12 protein-coding genes are annotated in these 11,901 nt (G+C 68.9%); 5 read left to right on the top strand and 7 right to left on the bottom strand.

Annotated elements, in window-relative coordinates:
• Positions 1 to 3: 3 nt before the first annotated feature.
• A complete protein-coding gene (locus tag LRQ07_RS12090; RefSeq protein WP_256534747.1) occupies positions 4 to 588 on the top strand; it encodes a hypothetical protein in 585 nt (194 codons plus the stop codon).
• Between the two features lie 27 nt (positions 589 to 615).
• Here the strand turns inward: LRQ07_RS12090 and pth are convergent, their stop codons facing one another.
• Together pth and LRQ07_RS12100 are read right to left on the bottom strand one after the other, a co-directional pair.
• Positions 616 to 1,197 (bottom strand): aminoacyl-tRNA hydrolase, encoded by a 582-nt coding sequence (gene pth, locus LRQ07_RS12095; protein WP_256534748.1) that lies wholly within the window; start codon positions 1,195 to 1,197, stop codon positions 616 to 618.
• Between the two features lie 99 nt (positions 1,198 to 1,296).
• Entirely contained in the window at positions 1,297 to 1,905 is a 609-nt protein-coding gene (locus tag LRQ07_RS12100; protein ID WP_256534749.1) for a 50S ribosomal protein L25/general stress protein Ctc, read from the bottom strand.
• Between the two features lie 221 nt (positions 1,906 to 2,126).
• Here LRQ07_RS12100 and LRQ07_RS12105 point away from each other — a divergent pair, with 221 nt between their 5' ends.
• Complete coding sequence (locus LRQ07_RS12105; RefSeq protein WP_256534750.1) at positions 2,127 to 2,252, top strand: hypothetical protein; 126 nt, start codon at positions 2,127 to 2,129, stop codon at positions 2,250 to 2,252.
• Here LRQ07_RS12105 and LRQ07_RS12110 read toward each other — a convergent pair.
• The gene (locus LRQ07_RS12110; protein ID WP_256534751.1) at positions 2,237 to 2,767 is read right to left on the bottom strand and encodes a gluconokinase; all 531 of its coding nucleotides are present in this window, start codon (positions 2,765 to 2,767) and stop codon (positions 2,237 to 2,239) included. The two genes, LRQ07_RS12105 and LRQ07_RS12110, sit on opposite strands and share 16 nt — an antisense overlap.
• Positions 2,764 to 3,822: a D-2-hydroxyacid dehydrogenase gene (locus tag LRQ07_RS12115; RefSeq protein ID WP_256534752.1), complete on the bottom strand. Its 1,059-nt coding sequence runs from the start codon at positions 3,820 to 3,822 to the stop codon at positions 2,764 to 2,766. Before LRQ07_RS12115 ends, LRQ07_RS12110 begins: the two co-directional genes overlap by 4 nt.
• Before the next feature lie 166 nt (positions 3,823 to 3,988).
• Here LRQ07_RS12115 and gndA point away from each other — a divergent pair, with 166 nt between their 5' ends.
• Positions 3,989 to 5,443, top strand: coding sequence for an NADP-dependent phosphogluconate dehydrogenase (gene gndA / locus LRQ07_RS12120; protein WP_131492707.1), 1,455 nt, complete (start codon positions 3,989 to 3,991; stop codon positions 5,441 to 5,443).
• A 50-nt stretch (positions 5,444 to 5,493) separates the two neighbouring features.
• Here gndA and LRQ07_RS12125 read toward each other — a convergent pair whose 3' ends face one another.
• Complete coding sequence (locus LRQ07_RS12125; RefSeq protein WP_256534753.1) at positions 5,494 to 6,744, bottom strand: FAD-binding oxidoreductase; 1,251 nt, start codon at positions 6,742 to 6,744, stop codon at positions 5,494 to 5,496.
• A 102-nt stretch (positions 6,745 to 6,846) separates the two neighbouring features.
• Between LRQ07_RS12125 and LRQ07_RS12130 the strand changes: the two genes are divergently transcribed.
• Together LRQ07_RS12130 and LRQ07_RS12135 are read left to right on the top strand one after the other, a co-directional pair.
• Complete coding sequence (locus LRQ07_RS12130; protein WP_047523621.1) at positions 6,847 to 7,575, top strand: response regulator transcription factor; 729 nt, start codon at positions 6,847 to 6,849, stop codon at positions 7,573 to 7,575.
• A gap of 26 nt (positions 7,576 to 7,601) precedes the next feature.
• Positions 7,602 to 9,092 carry a sensor histidine kinase gene (locus LRQ07_RS12135; RefSeq protein WP_153244505.1) on the top strand — a complete coding sequence of 497 codons (1,491 nt, stop codon included), beginning with the start codon at positions 7,602 to 7,604 and terminating at the stop codon, positions 9,090 to 9,092.
• 154 nt (positions 9,093 to 9,246) lie between these two features.
• On the opposite strand, the gene LRQ07_RS12140 is transcribed toward LRQ07_RS12135, so the two are convergent.
• Both LRQ07_RS12140 and LRQ07_RS12145 read right to left on the bottom strand, forming a co-directional pair.
• The gene (locus tag LRQ07_RS12140; protein WP_256534754.1) at positions 9,247 to 10,080 is read right to left on the bottom strand and encodes a DUF559 domain-containing protein; all 834 of its coding nucleotides are present in this window, start codon (positions 10,078 to 10,080) and stop codon (positions 9,247 to 9,249) included.
• Positions 10,081 to 10,317: 237 nt separating this feature from the next.
• Positions 10,318 to 11,892, bottom strand: a complete 1,575-nt coding sequence (locus LRQ07_RS12145) for an FAD-dependent oxidoreductase (protein WP_256534755.1) — start codon at positions 11,890 to 11,892, stop codon at positions 10,318 to 10,320.
• Between the last annotated feature and the right edge of the window lie 9 nt (positions 11,893 to 11,901).

An 11,901-nucleotide genomic window follows, 5' to 3' on the forward strand; every position in this document is an offset into this window, starting at 1 on the left:
GTCGTGACTGATCCACAGCTGCCACCTCCGGTACCGCCCGCGTACCCGGCTCCCGCCGCGTCCCCGGCGCCGTCCGCATATCCGGCGTCTTCCGGGTATCCGGCGCCTTCGGGGTATCCGGCAGCGCCTCCTGGGGCCTACCAGGTGCCCGTCGGAGGCTATGCCGCACCCGCGGGGACGTACGCCGTCCCCGAGACCGCGCCGCGCCCGTCCGCCGTCCTCGGCGTCGTCGCCCTGGTCCTCTCGCTCGTCGCCGCGGTCGTGCCCGCGATCCTGGTGGGGATCAGCGCCTTCGAGATCGGACGCGTCCTTCCGCAAGGCGTCACGACCACGACTTCCGACGATCTCAGCCTGCTGTCCCCCGCACGGGATCAGGTGCTGTGGGCCGAGCTTTCCTTCTGGCTCGGAACGATCCTGGGCATCGCCGCGATCGTGCTCGGCATCATCGCGATCGCCAAGAAGAAGGGCAGGGGCGCCGGGATCGCGGCCCTCGTGGTCGCCGTGGTGGGCGCGGTCCTGTTCTTCATCGTGCTGGTCACGGCCATCGCGGCCGGGAGCGCTGCAGGCTTCACCACGTATACGTCCTGACCCGGACCTCCGCGCGGTCTGAACGTGTCAGCGCGGCGCGTGGTGCTTCTGTTGCGCCGCGAGCAGACCTTCGCCCACGAGCAGTTCGACCGCGTCAGCGGCGTCCGCGATGAGGATCGGTAGGTTGGGCCGCTCCTCCTTCCCGAACGGTGCCAGCACCCAGTCCGCGGGATCCTGACGCCCGACCGGACGCCCGATACCCACTCGCACGCGCGGGAAGTCGGCGGTGCCCAGAGCGCGCGCCACATCGCGAACGCCGTTGTGTCCGCCATGCCCGCCCCCGGTCTTGAGCTTCACCGTGTCGAAGGGGATGTCGAGTTCATCGTGCACCACGATGACCTGCTCAGGGGGAACGGAGTAGAACCGGACCAACGCGGCCACCGGCGTGCCCGAGACGTTCATGAAGGTGTTCGGCTTGACGAGCACCAGCTTGTCCGCACCGGGGCGCAGCCAGGTCTCGACGACCCGCGCTCCGCCCTTGTGCTCGCGGAAGGTCTCGCCGCGTCGCGCCGCGAGCTCGTCCACGACCATCTGGCCGATGTTGTGCCGGGTCGTCTCGTATCGCGGCCCGGGATTGCCGAGTCCGACCACGAGCCAAGTGGATGCCATGTCCTCGTCCTCTCGATACCCGGGTGCGGGCCCCGGGTCAGGATACGACAGAGGGGACGCGATCGGATCGCGTCCCCTCTGTGATGAATCAGTCGGAGATCACTCCGCGGCGGCCTCGTCGGTCTCCTCGGCAGCGTCGGTCTCCTCCGCCGTCTCGTCCTCGGACGGAGCCGCGGGAACGGAGACGGCGACCACGAGGACCTCGGGGTCGGAGAGCAGCGTGGAGCCCTTGGGGAGCTTCACGTCGGCGGCGGTGATGTGCGCGCCCTCTTCCAGGCCCTCGACCGAGACCTCGATGTTCTGCGGGATGTGCGTGGCCTCGGCCTCGATCGACAGCGTGGTCGCGTCGAGGTTGACGATGGTGCCGGCAGCCGACTCACCCGTGACGACGATCGGAACGTCGATCGCGACCTTCTCGCCCTTCTTCACGACGAGCAGGTCGATGTGCTCGATGATCTGGTGCACCGGGTCGCGCTGGACGTCCTTGACCAGGGTGAGCTGGCTCTTGCCCTCGATGTCGAGCTCCAGCAGCGCGTTGGCGCGACGGATGATGAGCGAGACCTGGTGGCCGGGAAGGGCGACATGCACGGGCTCGGTGCCGTGACCGTAGATGACGGCGGGGATCTTGCCGGCGGCGCGGAGGCGGCGGGCGAAGCCCTTGCCGAAGCTCTCGCGGAGCTCGGCCTGGACCTTGGTGTCTTCAGACATGGGGTTCTCCTTCGGGACACGCAGCGAAGGCGCCGCGCGGTGGTCTTGGATATTCGAACTCGCTGACGCAGGAGGAAAGCCACCGGGCTTGCTTCGCCGCGTCGATAACGGATGATCGCGCACGCGCAGAAGCATCCCTCGCCGAGGTACAGCCTCAATGGTACCGGATGACCCGATAGGCTGAGGACACCGGTCCTTTTCTGCAGAACACGGAGAACCCCATGCTCGACGGCGCCTTCCTTTCGCACGCACTCCTCTGGCTGATCGGCGCCATGACCGTGTGCGCCGTCGTGGGCAGCTTCGGCGCCCTCTTCGCCATGGGACGTTCGAGCTACCGCAAGGACTGATCGCGGGGCGCAGGCCCTTCTTCCCTCTGCACGGCTGCGGCGATGGCGGCGGAAGCCGTACGCACATCCGCCGACTCATCGACGCGGATGCCACGCTCATCGGCTTCAAGGGATTCGAGCGCCTCGAGCTGGGAGTCCAGGAGCGCCGCGGGCATGAAGTGGTCGGTACGCACGCGCATGCGCTCCTCGAGCACCGCGCGTGCGATCGTGAGCTCCGCGAAGAAAGCGTCGGGCGCCTCGTCTCTGATGAGGTCTCGATAGGTGCGCCGGAGGGCCGAGCACGCGACGACGATCCGCTCCTCGCCACGCAGTGTCTCGCCGACGAGGCGAAGCCACGGCAGACGGTCATTGTCATCCAGCGCGATTCCCGCCGCCATCTTGCGGACGTTCGCCTCCGGATGCAGATCGTCGCCATCGACGAACCGTGCGCCGAGCGTCTGAGCGAGGAACGCGCCCACCGTCGACTTCCCCGAGCCACTGGGGCCCATCACGACGATGCGCATGCTCCCGCTCAATAGAACTCCTCCGTGTCGACCACCGACATCAGCGGTCGGCCGTCGAGCAGGCGCCCGGCGTTCTCCGCGAAGCGTCGCGCGATCCGCTCTTCTTCTTTCGCGCTGAGGGCCGCGGTGTGCGGGCTCACGAGCACGTTCGGGTGCGTCCACAGCGCAGACGTCTGGTCCAGCGGCTCCTGCTCGAAGACGTCGAGGGCGGCGAAGGCGACGCGACCGTCGTCGAGGGCTCCGAGCAGCGCGTCCTCGTCGATGACGGAGCCGCGCCCGACGTTGGCGATGATGGCTCCCGGCTTCACGGCGGCGAGCACCTCGGCACCGATCAGATGGTGGGTCTGAGCCGTTCCCGGGAGCGTGACGATGATCGCGTCCACCTCGGCCACCGCTTCGGTCAGTTCTTCCATCCGCACCAGGCGATCCACGCCCGCCACCGGCTCACCGGACCGCGTCGTCCCCCAGACCCTCGCGCCGAGCCCGTGGAAGCGCCGCGCGCACTCCGCACCGATGCCGCCGAGCCCGACCACCAGCACGGTCATCTCGTCGAGCTGACGCATCTCCCAACGGTCCGGCCAGGTGCGCGTCCCCTGATCGGCGAGAAGTCGCGGGAGGTTCTTCGCTCCGGCCATCACGCCGAACACCGCGAACTCCGCGAGCGGGCCACCGTGCACGCCGGCGCTCGTGGTGAAGATGACGCGATCGAGCGCGTCCCGGTCGAGACCGGCGGCCTTCACGGTGGCACCGCCGCCCGCGGCAGTCGTCATGATCCAGCGCAGGCGCGTGTTCGCCGTCACGGTCCTCGCCAGTGCCTCCGCGTCCACGTCGGGGATTCCGAAGAGCGCATCGGCGGAATCGACCAGCTCGTCGAACGCCTGCTGCTGGCTCGGTGTCCGCGTGTACTCCGGATCTCCGGACCAGTCAGCGGGACCGCGCATCGGCGGAAGGAGTGCGTGATCGCTGATCACTTCGACGCGGGGCTCGATCTCCTCGATCAGTCGGCACAGGTCCTCCGGCAGCGGCACCGCCACGACCGCGCGCAGCTCTTTCTCGATCCCCGTCACGCTGGTCCTTTCCTCGGCGGCGTCGGCGGCCAGTTGAGGGCCTCCCGCGCACGCACCACGATCTCGCCTCCAGCGTAGACGCCTTGCACCGTGACACAGGTGAGCGCAGAGCGCCCGTACAGCGATACGCTGAATCCACCCCTTCTTCACGATCGAGGAGCCTTCTGTGCCCGAAGCATCAGCGAACATCGGAGTCGTCGGACTCGCCGTCATGGGATCGAACCTCGCCCGCAACCTCGCCAGTCGCGAGGGCAACACCGTGGCGATCTTCAACCGCAGCTACGAGAAGACCCAGACCCTCCTCGACGAGCACCCGGAGGCCGGCTTCGTCCCGGCCCGGACCTACCAGGAGTTCGCCGATTCACTGCAGAAGCCGCGCACCGCGATCATCATGGTCAAGGCCGGTGGCCCCACCGATGCCGTGATCGACGCACTGGTCGAGGTCTTCGAGCCCGGCGACATCATCGTCGACGGCGGCAACGCCTACTTCCCCGACACGATCCGCCGAGAGAAGGCGGTCCGCGAGACCGGCATCAACTTCGTCGGCGCCGGCATCTCCGGTGGCGAGGAAGGGGCGCTCACCGGCCCCTCGATCATGCCCGGCGGCTCGGACGAGTCCTGGGTCACGCTCGGACCGATCCTGAAGTCGATCGCCGCGATCGCCGAGGGTGAGCCCTGCGTCACGCACATCGGACACGACGGTGCCGGCCACTTCGTCAAGATGGTGCACAACGGCATCGAGTACGCCGATATGCAGCTCATCGCCGAGGCCTACGACCTCATCCGTCGCGGCACCGGCAAGTCGCCCGCCGAGATCGCCGAGATCTTCGCCGAATGGAACAAGGGCGAGCTGGAGTCGTACCTGATCGAGATCACCGCCGAGGTGCTCCGTCAGGTCGACGCTTCCACCGGCAAGCCGCTCGTCGACGTGATCCTCGACCAGGCCGGGGCCAAGGGCACCGGAGCCTGGACCGTGCAGACCGCACTGTCGCTGGGCGTTCCCGTGTCGGGCATCGCCGAAGCGACGTTCGCCCGCTCTCTCTCCTCGCACCCCGAGCAGCGCGCCGTCGCCGGTGGACTCCCCGGCCCCGACGAGGAGTTCACGGTCTCGGATGAGGACACCGAGCAGTTCATCGAAGACGTGCGCCTGGCGCTCTACGCATCGAAGATCGTCGCCTACTCGCAGGGCTTCGACGAGATCCGCGCGGGTGCGGCCGAGTACGGCTGGAACATCGACCTCGGCGCGATCTCGAAGATCTGGCGTGGCGGCTGCATCATCCGCGCCCAGTTCCTCAACCGCATCGCCGATGCCTATGCCGCGACTCCCGATCTGCCGGTGCTGATGACCGCACCGTACTTCGCCGAGGCGCTCGCGCGCGGCCAGGCGTCGTGGCGCCGTGTCGTCGTGACCGCGGCCCAGGCGGGCATCCCCGCACCGGCGTTCTCGTCGTCGCTGTCGTACTACGACGGCATCCGCGCCGACCGCCTCCCCGCGGCCCTGGTGCAGGGTCAGCGCGACTTCTTCGGCGCGCACACCTACAAGCGCATCGACAAGCCGGGCACCTTCCACACCCTGTGGTCGGGCGACCGCACCGAGATCGAAGCCGAAGACACGCACTGAGGCTCGCCGTCGAAGGGCCGGGTACCGCGAGGTACTCGGCCCTTCGTGCGTCACACCGTGATGTTGTGGTTGCGGTGGAACAGGTTCTGCGGGTCCCACGTGGCCTTCGTGGCCCGCAACCGCGAGAGGGCGTGTTCCGAGAACATGCCGGAGACGGCCTGCGGCCTCTCGGTGTCGGCGAAGTTGCCGTACTCGGCCAGACGCCCCCGCTCGATCACGCTCCAGTCCGCCTCGATCGCGGCACGGGCCTCGTCATCGATCAGGCCGGGGATGTCGAAAGCGCCGGCGAGGACGAACCAGTTCGCCGCGCGGGCGGGGAACGCCGTGTCTTCCTGCGCGACGTCTTGGATGGCCCCGCCCAGGGAGCGCAAGAAGACGACCGATGCCGGATATGAACGACGGAAGGCCACCAGCTGCGCGATGAGCGCGTCGTCGAGTTCGGCGTAGAGACCGTTGCCCCCGATGAATCCGGGAGGCGCGGCGGGCTCCTCGCCCTCGGGGGCCGGCATCTCCAGCAGCACCTCCCGATATGCCGGCGTCGTGACTTCGGTCTGCACTCCGTCGAGGGCGGAGATCGGTTCCATCACGGCGCGCAGCCGGTCGGGCTCCGGCGCGGCCCACACCGCGCTCAGACGAGCACCCGCCGGCGCGCTCGGATCCATCGGCGGGACGTCCATGTAGGTGACCGTGAGTTCTCGAGGCGCGTCACGGAGCAGGTCTCGGGTGGCCTTCAGCACGGCGGCCTCGTCGCCATCGATGCGACTCTCCGAGAAGGCGATGCCGGGCAGCGGGTGGGCTACGAAATCGAAGCGGGTGACGACGCCGAAGTTCCCTCCGCCACCGCGCAGAGCCCAGAACAGCTCCGGGTGCGCATCCGCCGAAGCCTCGACGACCTCCCCCGTCGCCGTGACGACCTGAGCCCCGATGAGCTGATCGACCGCCAGACCCCAGGCGCGCGCCATCCATCCGATGCCTCCGCCGAGCGTGAGTCCGCCGACTCCCACCGACGCGGTGTCGCCGGAGCTGAGGGCGAGACCGTGCGCGGCCAGCGTCGTCGCGACGTCACCCCAGACCGCGCCGCCACCGATGCGGACGGTGGAGCCGTCGACCTCGACCTGTGACAGCTCGCCGAGCTCGAGACGGATGCCCGCGGCAGGGCCGTGAGACCACGGGCCGTGCCCGCCCGAGACGACGGTCAAGGGCACGGCCTCGCGGGACGCCAGGCGCACGACCTCGGCGACCTCGGTGACGGTACGGGGGCGGTGGACGGAAGGGACAGCAGCAACAGAATCGTCGGCCATGCCGACACTGTAGTCAGCGGCGCCGACATCGCCTCTCCCGTTCTCAGGCAACACATAGCCATCTCCATAGAAATCACATAGGAGATTCCGCAGAATAGGGATATGACCAGTGACCTGCCCGAACTGCGCCGTCCCGACGGCTCCCCCCTGCGGATCCTCGCCGTCGACGACGAGCAGATGCTCACCGATCTGCTTGCGATGGCCCTGCGGATGGAGGGGTGGGAGGTGCGCACCGCGTCCTCCGGCATGGAGGCGCTGCAGGTGGCCAGGGAGTTCGAGCCCGACGCGCTCGTGCTCGACATCATGATGCCGGATCTCGACGGCATGTCCGTGCTGAGACGGCTCCGCGAATCCGGGAACCTCGTCCCCGTCCTGTTCCTCACCGCGAAGGATGCCGTGGGCGACCGCGTCGCCGGGCTTACGGCGGGCGGCGACGACTATGTCACCAAACCGTTCAGTCTGGAAGAGGTCATCGCGCGTCTCCGGGCGATCATCCGCCGCACCGGTCACGCCACCGCCGATGACGGGCAGTCGATCCTGCGCGTCGCAGACCTCACCCTCAACGAGGACAGCCATGAGGTCGTCCGCGACGGCACCGAGATCGAGCTCACCGCGACCGAGTTCGAGCTGCTGCGGTACCTGATGCGCAACGAGCGCCGTGTGCTGTCGAAGGCCCAGATCCTCGACCGGGTATGGAGCTACGACTTCGGGGGCAAATCCTCCGTGGTGGAGCTGTACATCTCGTACCTGCGCAAGAAGATCGACGCCGGACGCACGCCCCTGCTGCACACCGTCCGCGGCGTGGGGTACATGATCAAGGCTCCGCAGTGAGCTCTGCGGCGGTGCGGAGGAGGCCGATGAGCCTGCAGACGCGGCTGATGACGGCCGTGATCGGGTTCGTGTCGCTGATCCTCATCATCGTCGCCATCATCACGAGCGCGACACTGGGGAAGACAATGGAGGATCAGCTCGATCAGAAGCTGAGCACCTCCGCGCGCCAGGTCGCGGGATGGGCGCAAAATTTCTCCCCGAGCGACGCGACCGCGTCCAACATCCTGTCGGGGCAGAACGTGCGGTATTCGGGGCTCCTGCTGGCCGTGGTCAGCCCCCTCACCGGCGCCTCCGGAGTCGTCGTGACGAACACGCCCGGCGACGAGCTCACGGGCACACTGCAGCCGCTCGACGCGACGCAGATAGCCGAGATCGCCGCGGCGCTGCACGGCACCTCGGTGGCCACGGTCTCGATCTCCGATCTCGGCTCCTACCGGGTCATGGCACTGAACACCGCGAGCGGCGTCGGCGTCGTCACGGGTCTCCCCCGCGACGAGATCCAGAATCAGCTCGCCCAGCTGCTCACCGTCATCGCCCTCGCGACGATCGGCGGGCTCATCCTGCTCGCGTTGACCACGGCGGTCACCATCCGCGTGGGACTGCGACCACTCCGTGCCGTCGCGATGACGGCGACCCGGGTCGCGAACCAGCAGCTCGATCGCGGTGAGGTGACCATCACGGAACGTGTTCCTTCGTACGAGGCCGATCCGCGCACCGAGACCGGACTCGTCGGGGCATCGCTGAACAAGCTCCTCGATCACGTGAACAGCTCGCTCGCCTCGAGGCAGAAGAACGAAGAGCGGATGCGACGCTTCGTCGCCGACGCCAGTCATGAGCTGCGCACCCCACTCGCCTCCATCCGCGGCTACTCGGAGCTGTCGCTGCGCGCGCTGCATCAGTCCGATCGGAGCGCTGAGCGCCCCGAGGTGATCGAGAGCACCACGACCTCCCTCGAGCGCATCCAAGCGCAGTCGCTGCGGATGACACGACTCGTCGAGGACCTGCTCCTGCTGGCGCGCCTCGATGAGGGACGCGAGCTCGTCTACAGCACGGTGGACCTCACGCAGCTGGCCCTCGAAGGCCTCTCCGATGCGCGTCCCACGGCCGTGGACCACCACTGGCAGATCGAGGTCCCCGAAGAGCCCGTCACCATCGTGGGCGACGCGGGGCGGATGCACCAGGTGGTCGCTAACCTCCTGGCGAATGCGCGCACGCATACCCCCGCAGGGACGACCGTCACGCTCAGCGTCATGCAGGACGGCGAGGACGCGGTGCTGCGGGTCCACGACGACGGCCCCGGCATCGACCCCGCCATCCGCGACGAGCTGTTCGCGCGCTTCGCCCGCGGTGACAGCTCACGAGCCCGTCAGACCGGCGGCACCGGGCTCGGCCTCGCGATCGTCAAGGCCATCGTCGAAGGGCACCACGGCACCATCGACGTCACCAGCGAACCGGGCGACACGACCTTCACGGTCCGCATCCCGGCCACCCCGGCGAGCGCGGCCTCCGAGGCCTGAGGCGCATCGGACCGCGCGGCTCCCGCCCCGTCCCGTCCCCTCCCGTCCTGCCCGTGCGTTTGTCGGGAGATCGAACGGTTGCAGGTCGGGGCGGGCCCTTCCTCCCGACATCCGTCCGATCTCCCGACGGACGCGCACAAGGATGGTCCGCAGATCAGTCACGCCCCCGGAGACGGAGGATGGCCGCGATCACCGCTGCTTCGACGGTCGGCCACGCGTGCACGATCTGCGCGTAGTCGAACCGCAGTGTCTCGTAGCCGAGGACCGAGGCGGCAGCATCCCTCACCAGATCCCGATGCCGGTGCCCGGGGGCCTCATGATTGCCCTTCCCATCCGCCTCGAGGATCAGAAGGCCGTCGAGGACGAAGTCGACCTTGCCGACGGTGGGGATGCGCACCTGGCACTCCAGCGTGATGCCGCTCAGATGCAGTCGGAGCCTCAGGAGCGACTCGAGGCCGCTGTCGGCGTCGGACCGCGCCAGATCGACGAGCCAGTGAGCGCGAGCGGGCAGGCGGCGGCGGATGCGTTGACGCGCGGCGGAAGAGATCTTGCGCTGCGTCAACGCGGACTCGAGCGCGGCGAAGAACACCTCATCGCCAGCGCAGCGGTACACGTGGATGAGCACCTCCTCCAACGGTGCGAGGCCGACTCCCGCCCGGCCTGCGTCGTAGTGCCCGACGCACTCGCAGTCCGCGTGATGAACACGCCCGTTCCCTCCGAGCCACACGTGCGGGGGACCGTCCGCGGACAGCACCCAGATGCCGTGCAGCCGCAGGGCGTGCGTGCAGGTCAGCGCCCCGCCGTGAGCCGCGGCCTCCTGCAGACTCAGGTCAGTGGTCGGCACGGCGAACACGCCCGGTCTCACCCGCACGAGCGCGCCCGCCCGCACCTCGTCGGCCCGCATCCGACGGGTGATCCCGTAGCGCTGAAGAAGGGTTCCTCGGACGACTCCGCCGTGCTGGGCGGTCACTGCTGCAGCTCTGAGCATTCGACGATCCTGCCTTCGCTGCGGCGGCCTCCGACGCCCGGAATGCCCGTTTGTGGACAGACGGCGACCACGTTCGCGATCTGCACGAAGACACGCCTCGCACGCCTGCCGGGAGGTTTCACGGACGTCGGGTCGAAACCGGGAGATCGCCCGACATCCGTTCAAACTCCCGACGGATGCACCACACGCGGGGGGCGGGCCGGGGCAGGGGGCGGGGGCCCGGGGGCGGGCGGGGGCTCAGTAGCCCGCGAAGGCGTCGGTCGTGAGGCTGCGAGCCTTCTGCAACGCGGGGGCGAGGTCGGCGATCAGCCGCGGCGGGCCCGAGATGAAGGCGTGGCGCGTGCCGAGGTCGGCGACCGTGCGCTCCAGGATCTCCGCATCCAGCCGCGCTCCCTGCGCCCAGGCCCAGTGCGCGGGCAGATCCGTGGGCTCGTCGCGAGTGAACACGACCGTCCGTACACCGGTCGCGGCGAGCTCGTCGCGGAACGCGAGCTCGGAGGCCTGGGACGCCACGTAGACGAGCACCACATCGCGCTGCTGCCCCGTGGCCCGCAGCTGACGCAACTGCGACACGAACGGCGTCACCCCGATGCCCGCCGCCACCATCAGCACCGGACTGTCTCCGCGCGGCAGGATGAAGTCGCCCCAGGTGCCGGTGACCGCGAAGGTCGCTCCGGGCTCTGCCTCGGCCAAGGCGCGCTTGTAGCTCGAGGGATGCTTCTGGTCACCGTTCTTGTACGCGATGCGCAGCGTCGGCAGATCAGCCGGGGCGGACACGATGCTGAACTCCCGCCGGGTTCCGCGGGCATCGGGACGGCGGTGCGGAACGTCGAGCTCGAGATACTGGCCGGGGAGGAAACGCACGCGGCCCTTCGCTCGGAAGGTGAGCTCCTGAGCGGTCGGGGTGACGAACGCACGACGCTCGAGCACCAGCCGCACCGAACCGCGGAGGGCGAAGACGAAGGCCACGAGGTTGCCGATGAGCAGCGCGCGCTCCTGCCCGAGGGTGAAGAGACCAGCCACCGAGATCGGCCAGCCGGCGAGCACGCCCACGACGACGGCCACGACGAGCTGCTGGCGACGCCGAGGCGGGAGGGTCAGCGGCTCAGAGAGCATGAACGCACCGAGGAACAGGAAGGGCGACTGCAGCGCGGCGAACTGCAGTGCCGTCGACAGCTCGAATCCGATGTCGAACTGCGTGGCCTGCACCGCCTGGCGCACCACCGAGGTCGCCACCGCGACGAACAGGAAGACCAGCACCACACGCACCTTCTCGGTGCGCCACAGCACCGCGAGGCCCAGCACCGCCACGGGGATGGTCAGCACCGGCGTCCCCACCCACCACGACGAGGAGGTGCCCAACCACTCGAAGGCTCCGAAGGCTCCCAGGATCGAGACCACGGCCGCACCGAAGGCAGCGGGGTTGAAGATGTGTCGGCCGCGCCACGCGATCAGGTACTTCGACACGCTCGCCACGGCGCCGGCGAGGGCGAGCCCCAGCAGTGCGCCGGGGGCGAGGCCGGGGCGGAGCACGAACAGCAGGATCAGGGCGGTGACGAGCGACGATTCGATGCGCCAGGGGAGGCGGAGGATGCGCTGAGCCACGGCGTCGACCGCGGAGATGACGACCGCCAGCACCAGGAAGGACGCCACCATCTCCCCCGGTGTCGGTGTGACGATGACCCCGAGCAGCGACAGCACGAAGGCCGTGACCGCGAGCGCGATGAGCGCGAAGAGCACGAGGCGGTACATCGACAGGGAACCCAGCACCGCGAGGACCCGTTGGCGTGCGGCGGCGAATGACGTGATCACGGTGTCCAC

Source organism: Microbacterium sp. J1-1 (assembly GCF_024498615.1).
GTDB lineage: Bacteria > Actinomycetota > Actinomycetes > Actinomycetales > Microbacteriaceae > Microbacterium > Microbacterium aurugineum.

Coding starts and splice junctions, on each gene's coding strand:
- pth (WP_256534748.1), bottom strand. CDS start 1,197: ATGGCATCCACTTGGCTCGTGGTCGGACTCGGCAATCCCGGGCCGCGA.
- LRQ07_RS12100 (WP_256534749.1), bottom strand. CDS start 1,905: ATGTCTGAAGACACCAAGGTCCAGGCCGAGCTCCGCGAGAGCTTCGGC.
- LRQ07_RS12105 (WP_256534750.1), top strand. CDS start 2,127: ATGCTCGACGGCGCCTTCCTTTCGCACGCACTCCTCTGGCTGATCGGC.
- LRQ07_RS12125 (WP_256534753.1), bottom strand. CDS start 6,744: ATGGCCGACGATTCTGTTGCTGCTGTCCCTTCCGTCCACCGCCCCCGT.
- LRQ07_RS12130 (WP_047523621.1), top strand. CDS start 6,847: ATGACCAGTGACCTGCCCGAACTGCGCCGTCCCGACGGCTCCCCCCTG.
- LRQ07_RS12135 (WP_153244505.1), top strand. CDS start 7,602: ATGAGCCTGCAGACGCGGCTGATGACGGCCGTGATCGGGTTCGTGTCG.
- LRQ07_RS12140 (WP_256534754.1), bottom strand. CDS start 10,080: ATGCTCAGAGCTGCAGCAGTGACCGCCCAGCACGGCGGAGTCGTCCGA.